The 23848-nt window shown below is 68.2% G+C and carries 24 protein-coding genes; 17 read left to right on the top strand and 7 right to left on the bottom strand.

Going from position 1 to position 23848, the window contains the following annotated elements; all coding sequences use genetic code 11:
* Nucleotides 1-50 precede the first annotated feature (50 nt).
* The 4 genes from FB475_RS04155 (at nt 51) to FB475_RS04140 (ending at nt 3397) form a co-directional block, all read left to right on the top strand.
* On the top strand, nt 51-848 hold the full coding sequence (locus tag FB475_RS04155; protein ID WP_141852672.1) for a helix-turn-helix domain-containing protein: 798 nt from the start codon (nt 51-53) through the stop codon (nt 846-848).
* A gap of 10 nt (nt 849-858) precedes the next feature.
* Nucleotides 859-1719 (top strand): ABC transporter substrate-binding protein, encoded by an 861-nt coding sequence (locus FB475_RS04150; protein WP_141852670.1) that lies wholly within the window; start codon nt 859-861, stop codon nt 1717-1719.
* Nucleotides 1716-2567: an amino acid ABC transporter permease gene (locus FB475_RS04145; protein ID WP_185759058.1), complete on the top strand. Its 852-nt coding sequence runs from the start codon at nt 1716-1718 to the stop codon at nt 2565-2567. The genes FB475_RS04150 and FB475_RS04145 overlap by 4 nt, the downstream gene beginning before the upstream one ends.
* Before the next feature lie 74 nt (nt 2568-2641).
* Entirely contained in the window at nt 2642-3397 is a 756-nt protein-coding gene (locus FB475_RS04140) for an amino acid ABC transporter ATP-binding protein (protein ID WP_141852668.1), read from the top strand.
* Here FB475_RS04140 and FB475_RS04135 read toward each other — a convergent pair.
* Complete coding sequence (locus FB475_RS04135) at nt 3379-4026, bottom strand: response regulator (RefSeq protein WP_141852666.1); 648 nt, start codon at nt 4024-4026, stop codon at nt 3379-3381. The two genes, FB475_RS04140 and FB475_RS04135, sit on opposite strands and share 19 nt — an antisense overlap.
* Complete coding sequence (locus FB475_RS04130) at nt 3978-5279, bottom strand: sensor histidine kinase (protein WP_141852664.1); 1302 nt, start codon at nt 5277-5279, stop codon at nt 3978-3980. Before FB475_RS04130 ends, FB475_RS04135 begins: the two co-directional genes overlap by 49 nt.
* 132 nt (nt 5280-5411) lie before the next feature.
* On the opposite strand from FB475_RS04130, the gene FB475_RS04125 reads away from it, so the two are divergent.
* The 11 genes from FB475_RS04125 to FB475_RS04070 all read left to right on the top strand — a co-directional run bounded on the left by FB475_RS04125 (nt 5412) and on the right by FB475_RS04070 (nt 15936).
* The gene (locus FB475_RS04125) at nt 5412-6428 is read left to right on the top strand and encodes a fatty acid desaturase family protein (protein WP_141852662.1); all 1017 of its coding nucleotides are present in this window, start codon (nt 5412-5414) and stop codon (nt 6426-6428) included.
* Nucleotides 6429-6502: 74 nt separating this feature from the next.
* A complete protein-coding gene (locus FB475_RS04115; RefSeq protein WP_238331950.1) occupies nt 6503-8044 on the top strand; it encodes a M28 family metallopeptidase in 1542 nt (513 codons plus the stop codon).
* 30 nt (nt 8045-8074) lie between these two features.
* A complete protein-coding gene (locus FB475_RS04110) occupies nt 8075-8368 on the top strand; it encodes a hypothetical protein (protein WP_141852661.1) in 294 nt (97 codons plus the stop codon).
* 14 nt (nt 8369-8382) lie between these two features.
* Nucleotides 8383-9150 (top strand): alpha/beta fold hydrolase, encoded by a 768-nt coding sequence (locus tag FB475_RS04105; protein ID WP_141852659.1) that lies wholly within the window; start codon nt 8383-8385, stop codon nt 9148-9150.
* 94 nt (nt 9151-9244) lie between these two features.
* Nucleotides 9245-10348: an exo-beta-N-acetylmuramidase NamZ family protein gene (locus FB475_RS04100; RefSeq protein ID WP_141857792.1), complete on the top strand. Its 1104-nt coding sequence runs from the start codon at nt 9245-9247 to the stop codon at nt 10346-10348.
* Nucleotides 10345-11310 carry a GNAT family N-acetyltransferase gene (locus FB475_RS04095; protein WP_141852657.1) on the top strand — a complete coding sequence of 322 codons (966 nt, stop codon included), beginning with the start codon at nt 10345-10347 and terminating at the stop codon, nt 11308-11310. The genes FB475_RS04100 and FB475_RS04095 overlap by 4 nt, the downstream gene beginning before the upstream one ends.
* A gap of 2 nt (nt 11311-11312) precedes the next feature.
* Nucleotides 11313-12596, top strand: coding sequence for an extracellular solute-binding protein (locus FB475_RS04090; RefSeq protein ID WP_141852655.1), 1284 nt, complete (start codon nt 11313-11315; stop codon nt 12594-12596).
* Between the two features lie 26 nt (nt 12597-12622).
* Nucleotides 12623-13531 carry a carbohydrate ABC transporter permease gene (locus FB475_RS04085; protein WP_238331949.1) on the top strand — a complete coding sequence of 303 codons (909 nt, stop codon included), beginning with the start codon at nt 12623-12625 and terminating at the stop codon, nt 13529-13531.
* On the top strand, nt 13528-14397 hold the full coding sequence (locus FB475_RS04080; RefSeq protein ID WP_185759056.1) for a carbohydrate ABC transporter permease: 870 nt from the start codon (nt 13528-13530) through the stop codon (nt 14395-14397). The genes FB475_RS04085 and FB475_RS04080 overlap by 4 nt, the downstream gene beginning before the upstream one ends.
* A gap of 10 nt (nt 14398-14407) precedes the next feature.
* A complete protein-coding gene (locus tag FB475_RS04075; RefSeq protein ID WP_141852651.1) occupies nt 14408-15154 on the top strand; it encodes a PIG-L deacetylase family protein in 747 nt (248 codons plus the stop codon).
* Nucleotides 15155-15189: 35 nt separating this feature from the next.
* Nucleotides 15190-15936, top strand: a complete 747-nt coding sequence (locus tag FB475_RS04070; RefSeq protein ID WP_141852649.1) for a carbohydrate deacetylase — start codon at nt 15190-15192, stop codon at nt 15934-15936.
* Here the strand turns inward: FB475_RS04070 and FB475_RS04065 are convergent.
* A complete protein-coding gene (locus FB475_RS04065; protein ID WP_141852648.1) occupies nt 15933-16703 on the bottom strand; it encodes an acyl-CoA thioesterase domain-containing protein in 771 nt (256 codons plus the stop codon). The genes FB475_RS04070 and FB475_RS04065 overlap by 4 nt on opposite strands.
* 4 nt (nt 16704-16707) lie before the next feature.
* Complete coding sequence (locus FB475_RS04060) at nt 16708-17439, bottom strand: helix-turn-helix transcriptional regulator (RefSeq protein WP_185759054.1); 732 nt, start codon at nt 17437-17439, stop codon at nt 16708-16710.
* An 86-nt stretch (nt 17440-17525) separates the two neighbouring features.
* Between FB475_RS04060 and FB475_RS04055 the strand changes: the two genes are divergently transcribed.
* Both FB475_RS04055 and FB475_RS37145 read left to right on the top strand, forming a co-directional pair.
* Nucleotides 17526-18287, top strand: coding sequence for a phytanoyl-CoA dioxygenase family protein (locus FB475_RS04055; RefSeq protein ID WP_141852644.1), 762 nt, complete (start codon nt 17526-17528; stop codon nt 18285-18287).
* 55 nt (nt 18288-18342) lie between these two features.
* A complete protein-coding gene (locus FB475_RS37145; RefSeq protein ID WP_202878253.1) occupies nt 18343-18855 on the top strand; it encodes a hypothetical protein in 513 nt (170 codons plus the stop codon).
* Between the two features lie 37 nt (nt 18856-18892).
* On the opposite strand, the gene FB475_RS04045 is transcribed toward FB475_RS37145, so the two are convergent.
* The 3 genes from FB475_RS04045 to ccrA form a co-directional block, all read right to left on the bottom strand.
* Nucleotides 18893-20236: an AI-2E family transporter gene (locus FB475_RS04045; RefSeq protein ID WP_141852642.1), complete on the bottom strand. Its 1344-nt coding sequence runs from the start codon at nt 20234-20236 to the stop codon at nt 18893-18895.
* Nucleotides 20233-22293, bottom strand: a complete 2061-nt coding sequence (locus FB475_RS37405; protein WP_141852640.1) for a coiled-coil domain-containing protein — start codon at nt 22291-22293, stop codon at nt 20233-20235. The genes FB475_RS04045 and FB475_RS37405 overlap by 4 nt, the downstream gene beginning before the upstream one ends.
* A gap of 80 nt (nt 22294-22373) precedes the next feature.
* The gene (gene ccrA / locus FB475_RS04035; protein WP_185759053.1) at nt 22374-23705 is read right to left on the bottom strand and encodes a crotonyl-CoA carboxylase/reductase; all 1332 of its coding nucleotides are present in this window, start codon (nt 23703-23705) and stop codon (nt 22374-22376) included.
* Nucleotides 23706-23848 lie beyond the last annotated feature (143 nt).

The following is a 23848-nucleotide window of genomic DNA, read 5'->3' as shown; positions in this document are numbered from 1 at the left end:
GGCTCCAGGATGTGGTCCGGGCGGTCGGACCGGCGATAGTCTATCTGGCTATGAACCTTCGACATCCTGCTGAGTCGCCGCATCCGGTGGTACGCCGGCTGGTGACCGGCGAATTCGACGAAGGCCCTGAGTACGCGACATATCGGCGCCGTGGAACGACCGACTGGCTGTTGGTCCAGACCCTCGACGGCCAGGGACGATTCGGTCAGGTCGCCGCCACCCCGGGCACCGTGACACTGGTCCGACCAGGCACCGAGCACGACTACGCGACAGTCGGCGACCGCTGGCACTTCCTGTACACGCACCTGCACCCGAAGCCCGACTGGCTGCCGCTGCTCGACTGGCCGGAGGTTGCCCCCGGCATCATCCAGCTGCGCCCGGCGGAGGCCACCTTCCACCGGATCGCGGACCATCTGCGCGACGCCGTACGGCATCAGCACAGTGTCCTGCCGCAGGCCGAGCAGCTGAGTGCGAACTCGCTCGAGGCCGCGCTGCTGTGGTGCGACACCCAGAACCCGAAGGCGGTCCAGATCGACGACCGGCTGCTGCGCGCGATCGAACTGATCGACCAGGACCTGACCGCCACCCTCGACGTACCGCGGCTGGCCCGGGCGGTGAATCTGTCGACCTCCCGGTTCGCGCACCTGTTCCGCGAGCAGCTCGGCGTCACGCCGCAGCAGTTCGTCGAACGCCGCCGCCTGGACGCGGCCGCCCGCCTGCTCGAGCTCACCAGCCGCCCGGTCGCCTCGGTCGCCGCCCAGGTCGGGTACGCCGACCCGCTCTACTTCTCCACCCGCTTCCGTCTACACACTGGATCAAGCCCCACCGACTACCGCCGGAGGTCTTAGTCTTCTCCGCATGAGAACGCGTGCAGTTGTGGCGGGGCTGGCCGTACTGGCGGTCATCGGACTGGGAGCGTGTGCGCCGGAGGACAACAACTCCTCCGGCCCGTCGACGCCGTCGGGGGCGGATGCCTGCGCCAAGGACAAGCTGGCGGTGAAGACGCCCGGTACGTTGACGGTCGGCACCGACAAGCCGGCGTACGAACCGTGGTTCAGCAACAACGACCCGAGCAACGGCAAGGGGTACGAGTCGGCGGTCACCTACGCACTGGCCAAGAAGCTCGGGTTCGACAAGGGCGAGGTGAAGTGGCAGACCGTGCAGTTCAACACCGCGTTCGCGCCCGGTCCGAAGGCGTTCGACCTGGACGTGAACCAGGTGTCGATCTCCGACGAGCGCCGTAAGGCCGTCGACTTCTCCTCCGGGTACTACGACGTTCGGCAGACCGTGATCACCACCGCGGGCAGCAAGATCGCGAACGCGAAGTCGGTCGCCGACCTGGCGGACGCGAAACTCGGCGCCCAGGTCGGTACGACGAGCTACACCGAGCTGCGCGACGTCGTGAAGCCGAAGCAGACGCCGGCCGTGTTCGACTCCAACGACCTGGCGGTGCAGGCGCTGAAGAACAAGCAGCTCGACGGAATCGTGGTCGACCTGCCGACCGCGTTCTACATGACCGCGGCGCAGCTCGACAACGGCAAGATCGTCGGGCAGCTTCCGGCCGGCGCGAAGGCCGAGCAGTTCGGCTACGTACTGGAGAAGAACTCGAAGCTGACCGCCTGCGTCACCCAGGCCGTGGACGCGCTGAAGGCTGACGGCACGCTCGCCAACCTGCAGAAGCAGTACTTGACCGAGTCCGGCGCTCCAGAACTCTCGTGAGTAGCTGGCAACCGTCCGAGGTACAGCGTGAGCGGATCGCATACCGGAGCAGGCAGGCGCGGCGGTCGACGCTGATCGCCGTCGTCAGCTCGCTGGTCGTGCTCGCGTTGGTTGTCGTGGGCATCGGTTCGACGCCGGGCTGGCCGCGGGTCCGGGAGACGTTCTTCGACGTTCACCGCGGCTGGCAGGCGTTGCCGATCGTTGCCCAAGGCCTCTGGTTGAACGTCCGGGTGATGCTGGTCTGCGCGGTGCTGATCGTGGTGTTCGGGATGACGCTGGCGATCATGCGGACGCTGCGCGGGCCGATCTTCTTCCCGTTGCGCGTGTTCGCGGCGGCCTACACAGATGTCTTCCGCGGGCTGCCGTTGCTGCTGGTGATCTTCCTGCTCGGCTTCGGCGTACCGGCGTTGCAGTTGCGCGGTCTGCCCAATCAGGCAGTGATCTGGGGCGGCGCGGCGCTCGTACTGACCTATTCGTCGTACGTCGCGGAGGTCTTCCGCGCCGGGATCGAGTCGGTGCATCCGTCGCAGCGGGCAGCCGCGCGTTCCCTCGGGCTGACGTACGGCCAGACGCTGCGGTTCGTCGTACTCCCGCAAGCGGTACGCCGGGTGCTGCCGCCGCTGCTGAACGACTTCGTCAGCCTGCAGAAGGACTCCGGACTGATCGCGGTCCTCGGCGTCATCGACGCGATCCGGGCCGCGCAGCTGGAGACGGCCGTGGACTTCAACTTCACGCCGTACGTCGTGGCCGGGCTGCTGTTCGTCGCGCTGACGATCCCGTTGACGCGGCTGACCGACTACGTCGCCCGCAGACAGGGCTGGTACGGCGGGGGAGGCGGACCGCTGTGAGTGAGCGTAGCGAGCGAACAATCAAACACAGCAGCCCTGGCTCAGACCGGAACCGAGCGAAGCGAGGTGGAGGTATGAGCCTGTTGACGTTACGTGGGGTGCGGAAGGCGTACGGCGAGAACGTGGTACTCGACGGGTTCGACCTGGACGTCGCGGCGGGGGAGTGCGTTGTCCTGATCGGGGCGTCCGGCTCCGGGAAGTCGACGTTGCTGCGCTGCGTGAACCTGCTGGAGACAGTCGACGACGGTGTGATCGAGCTGGCCGGCCAGGACATCACCGATCCGCGGGCCGACGCGGACAAGATCCGCTCCGGGATCGGGATCGTGTTCCAGTCGTACAACCTGTTCCCGCATCTGACCGTGCTGGACAACATCACGCTCGCCCCGATCCGCGTCCATCGCGTCCCGCGGGACGTCGCCCGGGCACGGGCCGGGGAGATGCTCGAGCGGGTCGGCCTGTCGGACAAGGCATCGGCGAAACCGGACGAACTGTCGGGCGGTCAGCAGCAGCGCGCGGCGATCGCCCGCGCGATGGTCAACTCACCCCAGCTGATGCTGCTCGACGAGGTGACCTCCGCCCTCGACCCGGAACTCGTCGGCGAGGTCCTCGACCTGCTCCGCGAACTGAAGTCCGAGGGCATGACGATGCTCGTCTGCACCCACGAGATGACCTTCGCCCGCGAGGTCGCCGACCAGGTCTGCTTCCTCCACCAGGGCCGCCCCCTCGAGGTCGGACCGCCCGCGCAGGTCCTGGAGAACCCGCGCGAGCCCCGGACCCGCGAGTTCCTGCGCCGGATCCGGCCCGACCGCTTTCAGCGCGACGACAGGTAGGTGAGGACCGCCATCACGCGGCGGTTGTCGTCTTCCGACGGGGGCAGGTCGAGTTTGGCGAAGATGTTGTTCGTGTGTTTGCTGACCGCCTTCTCGGTGACGAACAGGGCGGCGGCGATGGCGGCGTTCGAGCGGCCTTCGGCCATCAGGCCGAGGACCTCGGACTCGCGAGGCGTGAGCCGGCTGACGGGGGAGTCCTTGGTGTTGCGGGCCAGCAGTTGGCCGATCACGTCCGGGTCCATCGCCGTACCGCCGCCGGCGACCCGGCGGACCGCGTCCAGGAACTCGGCGACGTTCGAGACCCGGTCCTTGAGCAGGTACCCGACACCACCGCCGCCACCGGTGAGCAGCTCGCGGGCGTAGAGCTGCTCGACGTACTGCGAGAGCACCAGGATCGGCAAGCCGGGGACCTTGGTCCGGGCCTCGATCGCGGCCTTCAGGCCCTCGTCGGTGAACGTCGGTGGCAGCCGGACGTCGACGACCGCGACGTCCGGCCGGTGCTCGACGAGCGCGGGCACCAGCCGGGGTCCGTTGTCGACCGCCTCCACGACCTCGAAGTCGTGCGCCTCCAGCAGGCGGATCAGGCCGTCCCGGAGGAGGGCGTGGTCTTCAGCGATGAGGACTCGCAAGGCAGCTCCATGATCACAGTGGTCGGCCCGGCGCTCGGGCTCACCACGGTCAACGTACCGTCGAAGGCGGCCAGCCGCCGCTCGATACCGTACAGACCGCCGCCCGGCCTGACGGTAGCGCCTCCCACACCGTCGTCGCCGACGATCATGTGCAGCTTCTCGTCCTCGTGGGTGATCTGGATCCAGGCGTTCGTCGCGGCGGAGTACTTGACCGCGTTCGCCAGGCATTCGGCGACCGCGAAGTACGCCGCGGACTCGACCGGAGCGGCCGGCCGGCCGGGGACGTCGAAGGTGACGTCGACCGTGAACGGGCAGGTCAGCGCGAGCGCCTTGACCGCACCCTCGAGACCGCGGTCGGCGAGCACCGGCGGGTGGATGCCGCGGACCAGGTCGCGGAGCTCGGACAGCGCCGTACTCGCGGACTCCCGGGCCTCGGTCAGCAGCGCGGCGGCCTGGGCCGGGTCACGGGCGACCATCTCCTCGGCCATTCCGAGGTTCATGCTGAGCGCGGCCAGCCGGGCCTGGGCGCCGTCGTGCAGGTCGCGCTCGATCCGGCGCAGCTCGGCCGCCTGGGTGTCGACGGTCTCGGCCCGGGACTCGGACAGCTCACGGACCCGCATCGCCAGCTTGGCGCTCTCGGTCGGGCCGAGCAGCGAGCGCGCCAGGAACGCGTTGGCCTTGAGCAGCCGCTCCCCGGCCGCGTTCCAGATCAGGAACGCGATGAGCGCCACCGGCATCATCAGGAAGCTGGTCCAGAAGTTCACCGTGAACAGTCCGCCGAACGGCTCGGTGAACACACCCTTCGGCGTCACGCCCACGAGCAGCGGGTAGACCAAATAGAAGAGCCCGGCCAGGAACAGTACGGCGCTGAGCAGGCTGAGCGTGAAGCCGACGACGGCGTTCGCCAGCAACCAGACGATGTCCCGCCAGGTCTGCGGGTCGGTCAGGATCGTCCGCAACCGCATCAGCATGCCGGGCATCGGCGGTTGCTTGTACGGCCGCGGGATCCGCTCGCCGAGGAAACCGGCAAGCATCGTGCGGTGACAGTTCGCGAACCAGCGCGCGGCCGGAACCACTACCAGCAGCAGCGGAATGCCGACCCAGACCGCGATCAGCGGCACGGACACCACGCTGAGCACGAACAGGGCGATCCCCAGCTCGGCCAGGATCGCCAGGAACAGCGCGATCCACGGCTGCGCGAACTTCGGGTACCGCATCGGCGGTGCGTCGGAGGTGGTGGCGACGATGCTCATGACACCCATCATGACTCAGCGTGTGCTCAGGCGCGGTGGGGTTAAGTCCCCTTTCGAGTGGGGCGCTGGCTCCAGGAGCGCTCGGGGTTCAGGCCCAGTGTGCGTGCGACCTACGTTGCGGAGGCTGGACCCATGACGACCACCACAATCACCAAGGGTAGTGATTTCTCCCCGCTGTTACGTGAGATCAAGGCGGCCGGACTCCTTGAACGACGGACCGCGGCGTACGCGATGGCGATCGGGATCAACGTCGTCCTGATGGCACTGACCTGGGCCGGGATTGCCGCGATCGGCGCGTCCTGGTGGGTGATCCTGCTGGCACTTCCGCTGGGGATCCTGACCACTCGGGCCGCGTTCTTCGGGCACGACGCCGGGCACCAGCAGATCGCCGGTTCGCGCAAGCTGCACGACTGGATCGGGATGCTGCACGGCAACCTGGTGCTCGGGATGAGCTACGCCTGGTGGGTCGACAAGCACAACCGCCACCACGCGAACCCGAACCACACCGACAAGGATCCGGACGTCGGCGAGGGCGTCTTCGTCTGGACGCTGCAGCAGGCCGAAGGCCGCAAGGGACTGGAGGGCTGGCTGACCCGCAACCAGGCGCGAGTCTTCTTCCCACTGCTCACGCTCGAGGGCTTCAACCTGAAGGTGTCGAGTATCCGGTTCCTGCTCGCCCGCCGCCGGACCGAGAAGCTGGAGATCGGCCTGATGGCCGCGCATCTGATGCTGTACTTCAGCGCGCTGTTCCTGATCCTCTCGCCGGCCCAGGCGCTGGTGTTCGCGCTCGTGCACCACATGGTCTTCGGGTTGCACCTCGGCAGCGTGTTCGCGCCGAACCACAAGGGCATGGAGATGCCGGATGCCGACAGCAACTGGGGCCACCTGGAGAAGCAGGTGCTGACGTCCCGGAACGTGAACGGCGGCCTGGTCACCGACTGGCTGATGGGCGGGCTGAACTACCAGATCGAGCACCACCTGTTCCCGAGCATGCCGCGGGCCAACCTCCGGTTCGCCCAGCCGATCGTCCGCGAGTACTGCGAAAGCATCGGAATGCCCTACGTTTCAACGGGTTTGATCGATTCGTACCGAATGGGGTTGCGCCATATGCATGCGGTCGGCGAGGAACTTCGGAGCAATGCTGCGTAAACCCTAGGCACTCAGCTGGCTCTCAGTTACGGTCTGGGCTCTCGGGGCCGCCCACCTTTCTGAGGGAGACCTTCATGACCGACAGATCCGGTCCCAGGTCCTGGCTGGCGCTCCAGCGCCTACTGCGGGGCACTCGGCACGGCACCTCGCCGCACGTGAGCGAAGGCCACGATGCTCCGCATCGAGTCCTTCGCTCCCGCACGCCGATGCACCGCACCGAGCACCTCCTCGCGACGGCGCTGGAGCGCCAGCCAGGACCTAGTCGCCGTGGCTTGCTCGGCGCCGTAGCCGGCGTCACCGCAGCCTCAACCTTGACCGCCGCGCCCGCGTGGGGCGCCGACGATCTTCGGCCGGGTGCAGTGACCCGGCCGAAACTGGACAGGTACGACCGGGAGATCGTCTCCGGGCTGTCCTCCGAACGCGCACTGCAGCATCTCCAGGTGCTGTCGGAGCGGATCGGTCCACGCATCGGCGGTACGGAGAGCGAGAAGCGGGCCGCCGACTACATCGCCGGTCAGCTCGACAAGTTCGGGTACCGGACCCGGTTGGAGCCGTTCCCGGTCGCGGACAAGTTCCTCGCACAGATCGCCGACGTCCGCGGGATGCTGCCGGACGACCTGTGCTGGCAGGCCGGGGCCGCACCCGGTGGCAAGCTCGACGTCACGGTCGAAGGTCCGGTGCGCGACGTCGGCCCGGCGACTGCGCCGGTCTGGCCGGCTGATGTCGCGGGTTCGATCGTGATCGCGGACGACACCGCGGCCGCGCGTCCCGCCCTCGTCGCGGAGGCCGCGGCGCGTGGTGCGGTCGGCGTGATCCTGCTGCCGGCCGACCAGGTGTACCCGCGGCGGGCGTCGGCGTTCTCGCCGAGTGGTCTGACCAGTGCACCGATTCCGGTGATCGGGGTGGCGCAGGTGCAGAAGCGCCTGATCCGCGAGGCCCTGGCCGTGGTCACGTCGTTGCCGCTGAAGATCAGTACGACGGCACACCGCGGGCTGATCTCGAACAACGTGATCGGGGAACGTCGCGGCAAGGGGCCGGTCGTCATGGTGAGCGGTCACTACGACACCGTTCCTGGTGCTCCGGGGGCGAACGACGACGGCTCGGGGACCGTGCTGACGATGGAGCTCGCACGGGTGTTCAGCCGGATCCCGACCCACGCGACGCTCCGGTTCGCGCTCTGGGGTTCGGAGGAGCAGGGCCTGCTCGGCTCGCGGTACCACGTTGCGCAGCTCGCCCAGGACCAGCGCGACCGGTATCGCGCCGTCTTTCAGAACGACATGGTCGCGACCAGTTGGGATCCGGCGGTCACGTACTGGCTGCTGTCGTTCACCGGGCTCGCCAACACCGCGACCGACGCGGTCCGCGCGGCCGGCCAACGGCTCGGGTACGACGCGCAACTGGTCGGACCAGTACAACGAGGCGCCTCCGACCACCAGTCGTTCCAGGAGGCCGGGATCGCGTCGGCGAACTTCTCCTGGCGCGGCGAGCTGGCGCCGTCGTACCTCGAGCCGCCGTACCACTCGCCCGAGGACACGATCGCCAAGAACGTCAGCCTCGAACGCCTCCAGGTGTCGATGGAGCTGATCGGCTGCGCGACGTACGCGGTGGCCAGGTGAGCTAGGTCATACGACTAGCCTTGAAGGGCTATGTCGCGCAGAAGGCCTTCCAAGTGGCAGCGGCCGGTCAGTGACCGGCCGCTGCTCGGTGGTACCCAGTCCCGTGAGCTGAAGGCCGACGGCGAGTGGAACGTGCGGCGGGTCTCCGGGTCCGCGTCGGCGAAGTCGTACCGCTGCCCGGGCTGCGACCAGCTGATCCCACCGGCCACGCCGCACGTCGTGGTGTGGCCGGACAACCCCAGCCTGCTCGGCGCGCTCGGCGGCGCGCAGTCCCTCGACGAACGACGCCACTGGCACACCGCGTGCTGGCAACGGAGTCGTTGAAAGGTGTTGTGCGGATGAAGCTTCCGGTCACGTCGTACGGTGAAACGGGTACGCCGGTCGTGGTGATGCACGGGCTGTTCGGCTCGGGGCGGAACTGGATGACCGCGGCCCGGCGGCTCGCCGACCGGCACCGGGTGTTCGCGTTCGACCTGCGCAACCACGGCAGCTCGCCGCACGTCGACACGATGAGCTACCCCGAGATGGCCGACGACGTGCGCGAGACGATCGAGTCGCTCGGCGCCGGACCGGTCGCGCTGGTCGGGCACTCGATGGGCGGCAAGACAGCGATGTTGACCGCGCTCCAGCACCCGTCCGTGGTGGAGCGTCTCGTGGTCGTCGACGCGGCGCCCGTCGCGTACCCGCCGGCCTTCGTCGAGTACGCCCGCGCGATGCGCAACGCCGACCTCTCCTCGGTCACCCGCCGCGCCGAGGTCGACGCTCAGCTCGTGGACGCCGTACCAACGCCCGGCACGCGGGCGTTCCTGTTGCAGAACCTGATTCTCGACGCCGACGGCGCCCGCTGGCGCCCCAACCTCCCGGTGATCGAGGCCGCCCTCCCGGCCATCTCCGGATGGCCGGCCGAGGCGGCGGGCCTGGTGTACGACGGCCCGACGCTGTTCATCTACGGCGGCAAGTCCGACTACGTCCAGCAGGACCACCGCGCGACGATCGCGTCGTACTTCCCGCAGGCGGCGTACGCCGAGGTTCCGGAGGCCGGCCATTGGGTGCATGCCGAACGCCTCGACGACTTCCTGGCGGTGCTGACGCCATTCCTCCGGTAAACGGTTGTCCGTAATCCATTGACCTTCGACGGAATTCGTCGGTAAGTTTTCAACCCAGTTCCTGCAGGATCCACGATCTGGGTTGGTGGTGGCGATGGTGGTCCGGACCGGCGCGCAGCGGGTGGCCGAGCAGCCGGGGTTGGTGCCGGACGGGCGGCTGGGACTGATCACGAACTTCACCGGTGTGCTGCCGGATCTCACGCCCACCTCGGTCGCGTTGCGCGCGGCCGGGTTGCCGTTGACGGCGTTGTTCGGTCCCGAGCACGGCCTTCGCGGTACGGCCCAAGCCGGTGCGAGTGAAGGTGCGGGCGTCGACCCCGACACCGGGTTGCCGGTCTTCGACACGTACGAGCGGCAGGGCGAGGCGCTCGACAAGCTGTTCGCCGACGTCGACGTACTGCTGTTCGATATCCAGGACATCGGGACGCGGTTCTACACCTACGTCTGGACGATGTACGACTGCCAGCAGGCGGCCGCACGGCTCGGCAAACCGTTCGTCGTCCTCGATCGCCCGAACCCGCTCGGCGGCGTCCGGGTCGAGGGACCGCTGCTGCAGCCCGGGTTCGAGAGTTTCGTCGGCCGGGCGCCGATCCCGCTGCGGCACGGGCTGACGGTCGGCGAGCTCGCGCGGCAGTTGGGTACGGCGACCGTCGTCGAACTGGAGGGCTGGACCCCGGACGCCCGCGGCGTCGAACCCTGGGTACCGCCGTCGCCGAACATGCCGACCCTCGACACGGCGTTGGTCTATCCCGGCACAGGGCTGTTCGAAGGTACGAACCTCAGCGAGGGGCGCGGTACGACGCGACCGTTCGAGACGATCGGTGCGCCGTACGTCGACGACCGCTTCGTGCCGGCACTGCGGTCGCTCGGGCTGCCCGGGGTGATGTTCCGGCGGACGTGGTTCGAGCCGGTGTTCAGCAAGCACGCCGGCGTCGCGGTATCCGGCGTACAGCTGCATCTGGTCGACCGGGACGCGTTCGAGCCGGTACGGACCGCGCTGTCGATGCTGCGGGTGCTGCGCGAGCTGTACCCGGACGACTTCGCGATGCTGCCGTCGCTGGACCGCCTGTGGGGCTCGGACTCCCTACGCAAGGCCCTCGAAGCCGGCGACAACCCACTAGACCTCTTGCCTGCGGCAACCACCCCGGCGGAGTGGGTGCGCTCCGACGTACTTGTCTACGAAAGAGATGCCAAATGATCCGTTCCTTCCAGGTCGGCGACGGGCCGGCGATCGCGGCCGCATGGACCGCCGCCGCACCCGCCGACCCGATCTCGTACCAGCGCTTCCGCGACCTCTTCCTGCTCGATCGAAACTTCGACGCGTCCGGTCTCCAGGTAGCCGTGATCAATGATCAGATCGTCGGCGCCGCGTACGCCGTCCGCCGGCTGATCGCGGCGGACGCCGATGACCTCGAGCCTACGACCGGCTGGATCCCGTTCTTCTTCGTGCATCCCGAGCATCGGGGCCACGGAGTCGGCCGCGCATTGTTGACCGCAGCAACTGACTGGTTGCGCTCCCACGGCCGGACTGAGGTCTTCTTCTCCTCCTACACACCCAACTATTTCCTCCCCGGCCTCGACTCCGCCCGCTACCCAGCCGCGACCAGTCTGCTGAAAGTACTTGGTTTCGAGCGCGGGTACGACGCCGTCGCGATGGACCGCAGTCTCGTCGGGTACGCCGTACCTGACGACGTTCGCAAAAGCATCGACGAACTGGGCGCCGACGGCTACAGCTTCGGCACACCGTCCGACGACGAACTGACCGCACTGATCGCGATCGCCGGCGCGGACTTCAACCCGGACTGGGCACGGGCGATCCGCGAGGGCGTCCTCTCCGGTCTGCCACTGGACAGGATCGTGGTGGCGCGGGCACCTGGCGGGGCGATCCTCGGCTGGGCGATGCACGGGACCTATGAAGGCGTGATCGACCGCTTCGGGCCGTTCGGGGTCCTGCCGGCGTCGCGCGGCACCGGCCTCGGCAAGGTGCTGCTGCACCTGACGCTGGAGCGGATGGTTGCCGCCGGCGCGCACAGTGCCTGGTTCCTGTGGACCGGCGAGAAGTCCGCCGCGGGGCAGCTGTACCTGAAGACCGGGTTCGAGATCACCCGCACGTTCACCATCCTCCGGGCGCCGTTGCTCCCGGCCGGCGAGAAGGAATGACCATGAGGATTTCCAGGGGCATCAAGCTTGCTGTTGCACTCGGCCTGCTCGCGAGTGCTGCCGCCTGTGGTGGCGGCAGCGGCTCTGGTGGCGGCGGGGACCAGGTCGAGCTGACGCTGCTGAGTCACTACAGCGACGGCCCGTCGAAGGAAGGCCTGGACAAGATGATCCAGGAGTGGAACAAGGAGAACCCGAAGATCCAGGTGAAGTCGCAGGTGGTCAAGTTCGACGACCTGCTGACCACGATGACGGTCCGGCAGACCGGCGGCCGCGGCGCGGACATCGTCAGCGCGTACGGCCTGTGGGGCGGTCAGCTGCTGAAGGCGAACGTCGTCGCGAAGGTCCCGGACGACATCGCGGCCAAGATCAAGGCGGAGTACAGCCCGGCGGCGCTCGGCGCGGTCACCACCGGCGACACACTGCTCGGTTACCCGACCGAGCTGAACACCTACGTGCTCTTCTACAACAAGAAGATCCTCGCCGCGGCCGGGATCAGCAAGCCACCGACGACTTGGGCCGAGCTCGCCGACGCCGCGAAGAAGACGGTGCAGCGTGATGCGAAGGGCAACATCCAGGTCGAGGGCCTGAGCCTGATCCAGGACGGCGACAACAAGTCGGTCCACCCGTTCCTGTCGCTGCTCGACTCCGCCGGTGGCAAGTTCCTCGCACCGGACGGCACCGCGCAGTTCGACGATGCCGCGGGCAAGGCGGCGCTGAAGTTCGAGTCGGACCTGGCGGCCGCGAAGGCCACCAACCCGTCGATCTCGCCGACCAAGCAGTTCCGCAGCGGCGGCGTCGCGATGGCGATCCAGGCCGGCTGGTGGATCGGCAGCCTGAAGACCCAGATGAAGGACCACTACTCGACCGACGTCGGCGTCGCCGCGATCCCTGGCCCGACGCCGGGCAGCAAGGGCTCGCTGGCGTACGGGTTCTTCATGGGCGTGAACCAGCGCAGCAAGCACGCCGCCGAGGCATGGAAGTTCCTGACCTGGATGAATGAGCACAAGACACCCGACGGCAAGGTCACGGAGACCGGTAAGTGGCTTGCCGACCAGGGCCTGATCCCACCGCGGACCGCGGACCAGGCGGAGTACAAGAAGTCGCTGTCCGACCCGAACCTCGCCCCGATCTACGACGCGGCGACGTACGCGATGGCCGAACCGAACCAGCCCGGCGCGTACGAGGCGAAGACCGCGCTGCACAACGCGATCATGGGAGTGCTTGCCGATGGCAAGAACTCCGACGACGCCCTGGCCCAGGCCGCGAAGGCGGTCAAGCCGCAATGACGACCGCGGTCAGCAGGGTGAGCGCTGTGGTCGCGCCCACCCGGCGGCTCGGCAAGCTGCATCGCGAGGGGCGGGCGGCGTACCTGTTCCTGTCACCCGCACTGCTGTTCTTCTGCGTGTTCCTGATCCTGCCGTTCGTCTTCGCGATCGTGCTCGCGTTCTCGGACTGGGGCGGCTTCGACCTCGGCACGCTGAAGTGGGCCGGTACGTCGAACTTCCGCGACGTACTGAGCTTCAACGGGATCTTCGTGAAGCCGATCCTGGTGAACACGCTGCTGTTCGCCTTCGGGTCGGTGTTCCTGGCAACGTTCGGCTCCGTCCTCGTGGCCTACTGCATCGACCGGCTGTCGTTCCAGGGTTTCTGGCGGGTGCTGTACTTCCTGCCGGTGGTCGCGACGGTGGTGGCCATCGGCAACGTGTGGAAGATGATGTACCAGCCGGCCGGCCTGATCAACGGCGTCCTGAACAAGCTCGGCGTGAACAGCATCGGGTTCCTGTCCGACGCGTCGTACGCGCTTCCGTCGGTGACCGTTGTCCAGGCCTGGGCGTCGATCGGTGGCGCCGTACTGATCCTGACCGCCGGGCTCAAGGCGATCCCCACGCAGTACTACGAGGCGGCCGAGGTGGACGGTGCGAACTCGTGGCATCTGTTCTGGTCGATCACGTTGCCGCTGCTCCGGCCCGCCTTGCTGTTCGTGCTGATCACCCAGTTCATCGGCGGGTTGCAGTCGTTCGCGCTGATCATCGTGATGACCGGGGACGGCGGCCCCGTGAACGCGACCAATGTTGCCGCGTTCGAGATGTACCAGCGGGCGTTCAAGTACGGCGCCTGGGGGACGGCGAGTGCGATGGCGATGGTGCTGTTCGTGATCATCCTGGCGATCACGCTGCTGCAGTTGTGGATCGCCCGGCGGCGTGGGGAGGAAACCTCGTGAGACGGCGGTTCCCGTGGTTCGCGTACCTGGTGGTGATCCTCGGAGCGGTGGCGATGGTGATGCCGTTCCTCGACATGGTGATGAGCTCGTTCAAGGGCGCGGGGGAGTACGGCGTGATTCCGTACAAGTTCCTGCCGTCGTCGTTCAACCTGGACAACTATCGCGAAGCGTTCTCGCAGTTGGAGCTCCCGCGGCTGTTCCGGAACAGTGTGATCGTCACTCTGTCCGTCACGGTTTCCGTGCTGGTGACGTCCTCGATGGCCGGTTACGCGCTGGCCAAGCTACGGTTCCGGGGCCGCGCGGTGATCTTCCGGTTCATTCTCGCGACGATGATGCTGCCGCCGTTCCTGCTGCTGATCCCGACGTTCCTGATCATGCTGAACTGGCCGCTTGCCGGCGGCAACGACATTCTCGGTCGCGGCGGCGACGGCGGGCTGACCACCAGCCTGGTGGCGCTGATCCTGCCGTTCACGGTCAGTGGTTTCGGCATCTTCCTGATGCGCCAGTTCATGGTCTCGCTGCCGGACGAGATGCTCGAGGCGGCCAAGATCGACGGCGCGAACCAGTGGCAGACCTGGCGGCTGATCGTGCTGCCGCAGACCAAGCCGGTGGCGATCACGCTCGGCCTGATCACGTTCATCGGCACCTGGAACGAGTACATCTGGACGCTGCTGATCTCGTCGTCCGACCCGGACCTGCAGACCCTGCCGGTCGGCATCCAACTGCTGCAGAGCTTCCTCGACCCGGACCGGACGATGCCGATCGTGATGGCCGGGCTGGTGATCAGCACACTGCCGGTGCTGGTCGTGTTCCTGCTGTTGCAGAAGTACTACGTCCGGGGCGTCGTACTCAGTGGCCTGAAATGAGGAGTCCGCTATGACCAACAACGTACTGGCGATCGGCGCGCACATCGGTGACATGGATCTGACCGCCGGGCCGACGCTCGCCAAGCTCGTGCTGGAGGGCGCGTCAGCGACGATCGTCGCGCTCACCCCCGGCGAGCGCGGGCACCCGCGGATGACGCCGGCGGACTACAAGCAGCAGAAGATCGCCGAAGGGACGGCGTTCGCGGAGGCGATCGGCGCAGGCTTCCAGGTGCTCGACCACAGCGACGGGTTCCTGCCGTCGACCGACGACGTGGCACTCGAGCTGGCCCGGATCATCCGGGAGAAGAAGCCCGACACGATCATCACGCACTGGAAGAACTCGATCCACGGCGACCACGAGAACACCGCACTGGTCGCGGAGCGGGCACGCTTCCTGGCCGGACTCCCGATCGAGGCGGACGAGGACTTCAAGGCGCTCACGCCGTACGCCGAACTCGCCGCGCGGGTGGCCGAGCTGCCACGGCACGGCGTCCGGACGTTCATGCACGCCGAGAACTGGGAGGACATGGAGGGCTTCACGCCCACCCGGTACGTGCCGATCTCCGACGAGGCGTTCTACCGCTGGGTCTCCGCGATCCGGCATCAGGCGTTCGCGCGCGGCGAGACCTACGGGTTCCGGTACATCGACTACTACACGGCCTTGATGACGACCCGCGGCTGCCTCGCGTCGTACCCACGCGCCTGCGCGTTCCACACGAGCCCGACCCCCGAGGTCAGCAAGCTGGCCGGGCCGTAGGTTGTTCTTGTTCGGTCAACGAGAGGAGCTGGGACGTGGCTGGGGTTCGGCTGGTGGTTCAGGGCGACGACTTCGGGATGTGTCATGCGGTGAACGTAGGGACCGTGCAGGCGTTCCGGGAAGGGATCGTCACGCAGGTCTCGACGATGGCGGCGTGTCCGTGGTTCACCGAGGCGGCGGCGCTGGCGCGGGAGTTCGGGATCCCGCTCGGCGTGCATCAGACGTTGACATGTGAGTGGGACTTCCTCCGGTGGCGGCCGTTGACCTCGGGTGCTTCGTTGGTGGGGCCCGATGGAACGTTCTTGCGCACGGTGGCAGACGCGCAGGCGGCCGTCACGCACGAGGACGCGGTGCGGGAGTTGTCGGCGCAGGTCGAGAAGTTCACCGCGGAGGGGCTGACGATCGGGTATCTCGACGTACACATGGGGGCTTCGGTGCCGTCGGCGTACGACGAGGTGTCGGCCGCGGTCGGGAAGCCGTTCATCTACTCGCCGGTGGAGGCGCAACGCTTCGGGTCGATCTCGACGTTGAGCGATCAGACCGACAAGAAGGCCTGGGTGCTGGAGTACTTGGACAAGCTCACGCCCGGGGTGCATCTGCTCGTGACGCACTGCGCGGCGGCGCAGCCCGAGCTCGGCGCGCTGCATCGGCCGGGCTCGGACACGTACCGGTGGGCGGAGGAGTACCGGCTGTCCGATCAGGAGATCGTGCTCGATCCCGCCATCCGCCAGGCGATCGAGGATCGGGGGATCGAGCTCACGACCGTGCAGGAGGCCTTCTAGTTCGGGCGGACGGTGAGGAGTTGGGCGAGGGTGCCGATGGGGCCGTGTTCGTCGTGCAGGACGCTGCTCGTCAGGCCGATCCCGGTGGGCCCGAAGGTGACGGTGGTGTCGAACCCGAGCCAGTCGCCGCGCGGTGTGGTGAACAGGTGCGCGGTCAGGTCGACGTTCGGGAACGCCACCTCCTTCGGGTCCGCCCGGACGGTCATCCCGTTCGCGATGTCGAACAGCCCGGCGGCGCGGGCCAGCGGGCTGACGTCCTCGTCGTCGATCAGGAGTACCGGCGTACGGACCCAGAACGAAGCGCGCCCGGGCTCGACCTGCTGCCGCCGTACCTCGGCCGACGCGATGAACCCACCCGGCCAGATCGACGACGGGTCCCACGGCTCCATGTCGTCGACCGGCGTGATCTTCGGGTACGCCGTACCGCCGATCGCCGCGGTGTCGCCGGGCCGCATCAACCACGCCCGCAGCAGCACCGCATCCCGCCCACCGTGCCCCAGAGCCGCCTCCACCAACTCCACGGTCCGCCCCGGCCGCACAACCCTGACCCGCACGTCCATCACGTCGATCGGGATCGTGCCGAGGATGTCGTACGACAACCGCCCGACGATGAGCCCGTCGGTACGCCGCACGTCCCGATCCCGCTCGACCACATGAGCCAGCAACCCGAGCGCCGGCGCGATGTGCTGCGTCGCGGTATCCCACGCGCCCCCAACCTCATCCGTCGCCCGGTAGGCCATGTCACCGACCCGTTCGAAGTACGCCATCGGGTCAGCCTAAGGCGGCGCGGTGGGTGCCGGGTGGGGTGCCGGTGGTGGATTTTATGTGGCGGGAGAGGTGGCTGACGGAGTGGTAGCCGGTGAGGTCGGCTATTGCTTGCAGGGGGAGTGTGGAGTTGCGGATGTGGGCGAGGGCGTGGCGGGGGCGGACGGCTTGGAGGGCGGCCTGCGGGCTGGTACGGCGTACTCGGGCGAACGCGGCGCGCAGACCTGACGGGGAGATGCCCAGGTCGACGGCGATGTCGGCGATCCGGGGGTGTTCGGCGAAGCGTTCCTCGAAGAGTTGCTCGGCTTGGGCGACGAGCTGTTCCGCGGGGGAGGGCGGTGGGGTGGCGGCGCGGCGGAGCCGGAGGTCGAGTTCGGCGAGCAGGATCGCGCGGAGCTCGTCGCTGTCGGTCTCGCGGACCACTGCGTCGAACACCCGGCGCAGCGTGTGGTCGGTGTCGTCGTAGCACCTTCGCGGCCACGGGTGGTTGCTCGAGGCATCTACCAGGAGGAAGCGGTTCGCGTACCCGGTGCGGCTCTGCTCCGCGTGCCAGGTGTTCGGCGGAGTGAGCAGCACGGTGCCGGGCGTCGCGTCGTACGTCTCGTCGCCGACCGGGCAGGTGATCCGGCCGTGGACGTAGTACACGAGTTCCCAGGAGGTGTGCGCGTGCAGCGGGTAGTCCTTGCCCGGGCCGGCGGTGTGGACGCCGGCGCCGAGCAGCCGTGGCGATTTGTGCATAACCTCTGTCGCCTTCTGCATTGTTTCGCGGGTACGCCGCCTTGATGCTTGCATCGATCCGTGCATCTTGTGAAGGAGTAGCCGCGATGGACATGCAGACCGCGTTACGCGACCTCGGCGTCACCGACGACGTACTGACACCGGCCGAGAAGGAACAGTTGGATCGCGACGGATTCCTTCCGCTGGAGGGGATCCTGTCCGCGGAGGAGGTGTCCGCGATCACGAAGCGCCTCGCCGAACTGACCGCGGCCGAGGGCGATCGCGCCGGCCTCGAAGTACACCAGGAGAAAGGCGCCGACCGCCTGGCGGACCTGGTGAACAAGGACCCGCTCTTCGAGGTCTGCTTCAGCCACCCGCGCGTACTGGCCGCGATGCATCACGTGCTGGGCGAGTTCCGCCTGTCGTCGCTCAACAGCCGCGCCGCCCTACCAGGCCAGGGACACCAGCACCTCCACGCCGACTTCGGGCACCCCGTGGAACCCGGCGAGTACCAGGTCTGCAACTCCATCTGGCTCCTCGACGACTTCACCCCCGAGAACGGCGCGACGAGAGTAGTCCCCGGCTCCCACCGCCGAGGCACCCTCCCCGCCGACGAAATGCCCGACCCCGCCGCCGCCCACCCCGACGAGCTCCAACTCCTGGGCCGAGCAGGCACCGTCGTCATCTTCAACAGCCACCTATGGCACGGCGGCACCCGAAACCGAACCCAATCCCCCCGCCGAGCCCTCCACGCCTACTTCACCCACCGAACCCTCCCCCAACAACTCGACCAACAGACCTACATCCGCGTCAACACCTACAACCGCCTAACCCCCGCCCAACACTTCATCCTCGACGTCACCGCCTGAACCGTCCAATCGATTTGCCTTGAAGCTGTCTAGCTGGATAGACGAAAATGTTCGGGTGAAGACGTATGAGGTGACCGTCAGGCGTGAGGGGCGCTGGTGGCTGGTGGCGGTGCCTGCGATTGACGGGTTGACTCAGGCACGGCGGCTGGACGAGGTCGAGCGGGTGGCTCGGGAGTACATCGCGGTGTCGACCGACGTACCCCTCTCGACGGTTGCGGTGGAGGTGTCCAGCATCGAGGCCGGCGGCCGGGATCTGCTTGCGGCGAAGGGTCTGGTCGACGACCTGCGAAGGCGTGCAAAGGACCTCGAGCTCATGATGGCCGAACTGACCCGCGAGCTCGCGTCGTCCCTGGCCCACGCCGGCGTCCCGGTAAGAGACGCGAGCACGATTCTCGGTGTGTCCCATCAACGGGTCTCGCAGTTGGCTCAGGCGAGTGATGTGCGGGACCGCTTTCCGTGGGTCGGGTTGGTGAGTGTCGACGAACCCGAACTCTCCATCCGATACCGCGAACTGTTGGCCGCCGCTCGCCCGCACGACGAAACAGTTGGGGAGGATTGCCTGCCCTGATTGGGCGGAAATCCTCCCCAACTGCTCGACAGCTTCGTCAGGAGGCGTCGGCTTTGCGGACCCAGACTTCTCGGATGATCAGGAGGAGGGCGGCTGCGGAGGGGATGGCGAGGAGGGCGCCTACTACGCCTAGGAGGGCGCCGCCCAGGAGGGCTGCGATGACGGTGACGGCGCCGGGGATGTCTACGGCTCGGCGCATGATGCGGGGGGCTACTACGTAGTTCTCGACCTGCTGGTAGATGATGCCGTAGATCAGGCAGGCGATGCCGGTCCAGAGGCCGCCGGTGAAGCCGATCAGGGAGACCACGACGACGCCGATGAAACCGCCGACCATCGGGATGAAGTCGCAGAACATCACCACGATCGCCAGCGCCACGGCGTACTCGCGCAGCCCGATGATCTCCAGGAACACGAACATCGTGACGCCCGCGCACAGCGCCACCATGAACTGGCCGCTGACGTAGCCGCCGACCCGGCCGAGCACCTCGTCGCCGAGGATCGAGAAGCGCCGGCGCCGGGTGCTCGGGACCAGGCTGTACGCGGCCCGCTTGATCGACGGGAGCGACGCCAGGAAGTACAGCGTGAGTACCAAGATCGTGAACATGTTGAACAGCGCGTTCGCGACCACCTTGCCGACGCCGAGGATGCCGCCGAACGCGCGCTGCGCCAGCGCCGGGTCCTGGATGTACTCCTGCGCCTTCTGGATGAAGTGGTACTTGTTGTTCAGGTTCGTCAGCGTCTTCGACTTCTGCAGCAGGTCTAGGTAGCCGGGCGCGTTCTTGATCAGGCTATCGATCTGGTCGGTGACCACCGGGACGATCGCGAAACCGACGCCGACGACCGCCAGGATCATCAGCAGGAACACCACGCCGACGGACAGCCCGCGCTTCAGGCCGCGGCGCATGAACCATTCGACCAGCGGGTTCAGGCCGACCGCGATGAAGATCGAGACCAGCAGCAGGATCAGTACCGAGCGCGCCTGGCCGAGCGCGTTCCACAGTCCCCAGGCGACGAGTACGCCGAGCGCCGCGAAGAACCCGAACGTGAACGGGTTGCCGCGGCGGATCGGCGGGCCGGGCTGGCCCATCCCCTCGGACGGGTGCCGTTCGTCGATCAGCATTTCGCTGGCGATGTCGACGTCGTCGTCAGCCTTGGCGGTGGCTGCGCCCGCCTTCAGCGCGGACGCCCCGGCGTCGTCGGCCGAGTCGTCGGCTGCGTCGGCGGAGGCGTCCGCGGACTTGGCCGAGCCTGCCGCGTCGGCGGCTGCTCGTTCGCTCTTGCCGGCGGCGGCTTCGGCCTCGGCGGCCGCGGATCTCGCCTGACTGGCGGCGAGGTCCGCGTCGGTGGTCGCTGTGGAGGTGTCGTCGCCGGGTGGCGTCACATCTTGTCCTTCGGGGATCGTGCGCCCGAACCGGCCGCATCGGTCTTGTCGTCCGCGGACGACTTGCCCCCGGAGGACTTCGCCGAGGCGGACGGCCGCGTGTTCACCCGAGTGTCCTCGGCGTCGAGGTCACCCAGCCGGAACTCGTCCACCATCGTCGAGTCCTTCGGGTCCTCGTCATTCCCTGCGGTGCCGGCTGCGGTGCCGGCTGTGGCGCCGGTCGCCGGGCCGCCGGCGGTCTTGCTGGTCTTGTCGGACAGGTCGCCCGCGTCCTTCGGGTCGACCCGCAGGCCGCTGTCGATCCGCGTCTCGTCCACTCGTGCGTCGCCCGCACCCGTGCCGACGAACGGGCTCGCGCCGGTGAACGGTCCGTCCTCGTCGTCGTACGACGAAGCGGACGGCCCCGGCGTAGCACCCGGGAACGGGTTGTCGTCCTCCGTCGCCGCCGGGTAAGCACCCTCGGTGGAGGAGCCGGGCGCCTTACCAGCAACCGGTCCCGTCCCACCCGCCGACGCCTCCGGCGCGGAAGACGGGTCGGTCCCGAACGAACCAGAGGAAGCGGCCGACCCACCCGAAACAGGCGAGCCGCCCGCGGCAGGTGTCGCCGGAGCGCCCGAGCTGCTGCTCGACGCTGCGCCGAACGGGCCGGAGGCGGCTGCCGAGCCGCCCGAAGCAGGTGAGCCACCCGGAGCAGCCGAGCTGTCGCCCGGCGCTGCGCCGAACGGGCCGGAGGCAGCTGCCGAACCGCCCGGAGCCGCCGAGCCGCCCGGAGCCGGCGAGCCGCCTGAAGCTGCGCCGAACGGGCTGGACGATGCGCTGGGGGCGCTGGGGGCGCTGGGGGCGCTGGGGGCGCTGGGGGAGGAGGTGTTGGCGCCGAACGGGTTGTCGCTGGCGAAGGTGGAGGACTCCGGGGCGAAGGGGCTGCCGGCGCCGGTGCCTGGGGTGGCGGGCGTGGAGCGCGGAGACTCGGCCGGGCGGGCGAATGGGTTCGCGTACGGTGTGGCCGTCTCGGAGTCGAGTTCGGCGGCTTGGCGGGCGATGTTGCTGGCGATCTCGTTCAGGCCGGCGATCTGCGTGAGGATGCCGTCCCGACGCTTCGCGAGGCGCTCCGTCTCGCGAGCGACGACCGTACGGGACCGCTCCGCCTCGTCGGCCGCGTTCGCCAGCTCGGCCTCGGCCCGCGTCCGCGCGGTCGTCAGCAACTGCTCCGCCTCGCGCCGCGCCCGGGCGAGCGTGCGCTCGGCCGACTCCTCGGCCTCGGCGCGGATCTTGCGGGCCTGCTCGGTCGCCTCGGCCACCCGGCGCTCGGACGCCTCGGCGGCCTCCTTCATCTGGGTGGTCAGGTTCTCGGTGTCGGCCGCGATCTGCTGGTGCTTGTCCGCGAGCTCCTTGGCCTGCTGCTCGCGCTCGTCCGCCAGCCGCGCGCGCAGCGCCGCCGACTCGCGCTGGATCGCCGTGCGGATCTTCTCCGCTTCGTGCAGCGCGCCGTTCTTCAGCGTGCTCGCCTGCGACTCGGCCGTCAGCTGCAGCGTCTCCGCCTTCCGGCGGGCCGCCTCCAGCACCTCGGCCGCCTCGGTCTCCGCCGTCCGGCGCAGCTCGGCCGCGTCACCCTCGGCGGTACGGCGCATGCTGTCGGCCTCGTTCAGCGCGACCGTACGGATGTCCTCGGCCTCGCGCTCACCGGCCGCCCGCGCGGCCGCGGCCTCCTTGGCGGCGTTCGCGCGCAGCTCCTCGGCCTCGCGCTTGGCCTCCTCGAGCGCCTCGGACGCCTGGTCCTGGGCGAGCCGGAGGATCTGCGCGGCCCGGTCGCCGAGCCCCGCGTACGACGGGTTGGCGCTGGCCTCGAGCTGGCGCCGGGTCTCCTCGAGCTGGTGCTGCAGCGGCGCGACGTTGCGCTGCAGCTCGTCGGCCCGGTTCCGCGCCTCGACGAGTTGCATCTCCAGCGCGCGGACATAGTCGTCCACCGCCTGCTTGTCGTACCCGCGACGGCTGACCGGGAAGCCCCCGGCCGCGGTCGCCGTACGGTCGAAGAACGGCAGGCTCGACTCGTCAGGCATTCCGGAGTTTCCCTTCTGGCGGCTCAGCGTGAATCCTTCACCTTAAGCCTGTCAGAACCCCACTCAAACGCCCAAACGAACTACCTGTTGCGGAAGCGATTGATCGCGTCCAGATGGCGGGCGCGGAGCTCGGGGTCGCGGACGCCGAGACCTTCGGTCGGGGCCAGCGTCAGGACGCCGACCTTCCCTTGGTGCAGGTTGCGGTGTACGTCGTACGCCGCCTGGGCCGTCTCCTCCAGCGGGTAGACCCGGCTGACGGTCGGATGCACCATGCCGCGGGCGATCAACCGGTTCGCCTCCCAGGCCTCGCGGTAGTTGGCGAAGTGAGAGCCGATGATCCGTTTCAGGTTCATCCACAGGTACCGGTTGTCGTACTCGTGCATGAAGCCGGACGTGGACGCACACGTCACGATCGTGCCGCCCTTGCGCGCGACGAACACCGACGCCCCGAACGTCTCCCGCCCCGGATGCTCGAACACGATGTCCGGGTCGTCCCCGCCGGTCAGCTCGCGGATCCGCGCGCCGAGCCGCTTCCACTCCTTCGGGTCCTGGGTGTGCTCGTCCTTCCAGAACCTGTAGCCCTCGGCGGACCGGTCGATGATCAGCGAGGCGCCCATCGAGCGGCAGATCTCGGCCTTCTCCGGCGACGAGACCACGCAGACCGGGATCGCGCCGCCGTTCAGGGCGAACTGCGTCGCGTACGACCCGAGTCCGCCGGACGCGCCCCAGATCAGTACGACGTCGCCCTGCTTCATGTTGGCGCCGTTCGCCGACACCAGTTGCCGGTACGCCGTACTGTTCACCAGCCCCGGCGACGCCGCCTCCTCCCAGGTGAGGTGTGCCGGCTTCGGCATCAGCTGGTTCGATTTCACCAGCGCGAGCTCCGCGAGTCCGCCGAAGTTCGTCTCGAATCCCCAGATCCGCTGCTCGGAGTCGAGCATCGTGTCGTTGTGCCCGTCCGGCGACTCCAGTTCGACCGACAGGCAGTGCGCGACCACCTCGTCGCCGGGCTTCCAGGCGTTCACACCGGGCCCGGTCCGCAGTACGACGCCGGCCAGGTCGGAGCCGACCACGTGGTACGGCAGGTCGTGGCGGGCCGTCAGCGGCGACAGCTTCCCGTACCGCTTGAGGAACGAGAACGTCGACACCGGTTCGAAGATCGACGTCCACACGGTGTTGTAGTTGATCGCGCTGGCCATCACCGCGACCAGTGCCTCGCCCGGCCCGAGCTCGGGCGTCGGTACGTCGTCCAGGTGCAGGCTCTTCCGCGGATCCTTGTCCTTGGCGTCCAGCCCCTCGAACATGGTCGCCTCGTCGGCGTGCACGGTGATCCCGCGGTAGTGCTCCGGTACGTCGAGCGCTCCGACGGCGGCAGTGTCACCGGAGAGGATCGCTTCGAGGATCTGCAACACGCGAGTACCTCCTGCAAAGGCGGTCAGTGAGCGGAACTTACCGTTGAGTATGCACGCCTGGCTGTGCGCTGTAACACAGCGAAGGCCGGGTGAGACGACCGTCACTCGATCAGTCCACCGTTGTCAGTGGTCCTATCCGGTCC

Origin of the sequence: Kribbella jejuensis (assembly GCF_006715085.1) — a bacterium.
In the GTDB taxonomy this organism is placed as follows: Bacteria; Actinomycetota; Actinomycetes; order Propionibacteriales; family Kribbellaceae; genus Kribbella; species Kribbella jejuensis.
The sequence above is the reverse complement of the archived record's forward strand: the minus strand, read 5'-3'. Positions and strand labels throughout refer to the sequence as shown.

Bases quoted from the DNA above. Each gene is read 5' to 3' on its own strand.
- FB475_RS04155 (WP_141852672.1), top strand. From the start codon at position 51: ATGAACCTTCGACATCCTGCTGAGTCGCCGCATCCGGTGGTACGCCGG.
- FB475_RS04150 (WP_141852670.1), top strand. From the start codon at position 859: ATGAGAACGCGTGCAGTTGTGGCGGGGCTGGCCGTACTGGCGGTCATC.
- FB475_RS04140 (WP_141852668.1), top strand. From the start codon at position 2,642: ATGAGCCTGTTGACGTTACGTGGGGTGCGGAAGGCGTACGGCGAGAAC.
- FB475_RS04130 (WP_141852664.1), bottom strand. From the start codon at position 5,279: ATGAGCATCGTCGCCACCACCTCCGACGCACCGCCGATGCGGTACCCG.
- FB475_RS04125 (WP_141852662.1), top strand. From the start codon at position 5,412: ATGACGACCACCACAATCACCAAGGGTAGTGATTTCTCCCCGCTGTTA.
- FB475_RS04115 (WP_238331950.1), top strand. From the start codon at position 6,503: ATGACCGACAGATCCGGTCCCAGGTCCTGGCTGGCGCTCCAGCGCCTA.
- FB475_RS04110 (WP_141852661.1), top strand. From the start codon at position 8,075: ATGTCGCGCAGAAGGCCTTCCAAGTGGCAGCGGCCGGTCAGTGACCGG.
- FB475_RS04105 (WP_141852659.1), top strand. From the start codon at position 8,383: ATGAAGCTTCCGGTCACGTCGTACGGTGAAACGGGTACGCCGGTCGTG.
- FB475_RS04100 (WP_141857792.1), top strand. From the start codon at position 9,245: ATGGTGGTCCGGACCGGCGCGCAGCGGGTGGCCGAGCAGCCGGGGTTG.
- FB475_RS04095 (WP_141852657.1), top strand. From the start codon at position 10,345: ATGATCCGTTCCTTCCAGGTCGGCGACGGGCCGGCGATCGCGGCCGCA.
- FB475_RS04090 (WP_141852655.1), top strand. From the start codon at position 11,313: ATGAGGATTTCCAGGGGCATCAAGCTTGCTGTTGCACTCGGCCTGCTC.
- FB475_RS04075 (WP_141852651.1), top strand. From the start codon at position 14,408: ATGACCAACAACGTACTGGCGATCGGCGCGCACATCGGTGACATGGAT.
- FB475_RS04065 (WP_141852648.1), bottom strand. From the start codon at position 16,703: ATGGCGTACTTCGAACGGGTCGGTGACATGGCCTACCGGGCGACGGAT.
- FB475_RS04060 (WP_185759054.1), bottom strand. From the start codon at position 17,439: ATGCACAAATCGCCACGGCTGCTCGGCGCCGGCGTCCACACCGCCGGC.
- FB475_RS04055 (WP_141852644.1), top strand. From the start codon at position 17,526: ATGGACATGCAGACCGCGTTACGCGACCTCGGCGTCACCGACGACGTA.
- FB475_RS37405 (WP_141852640.1), bottom strand. From the start codon at position 22,293: ATGCCTGACGAGTCGAGCCTGCCGTTCTTCGACCGTACGGCGACCGCG.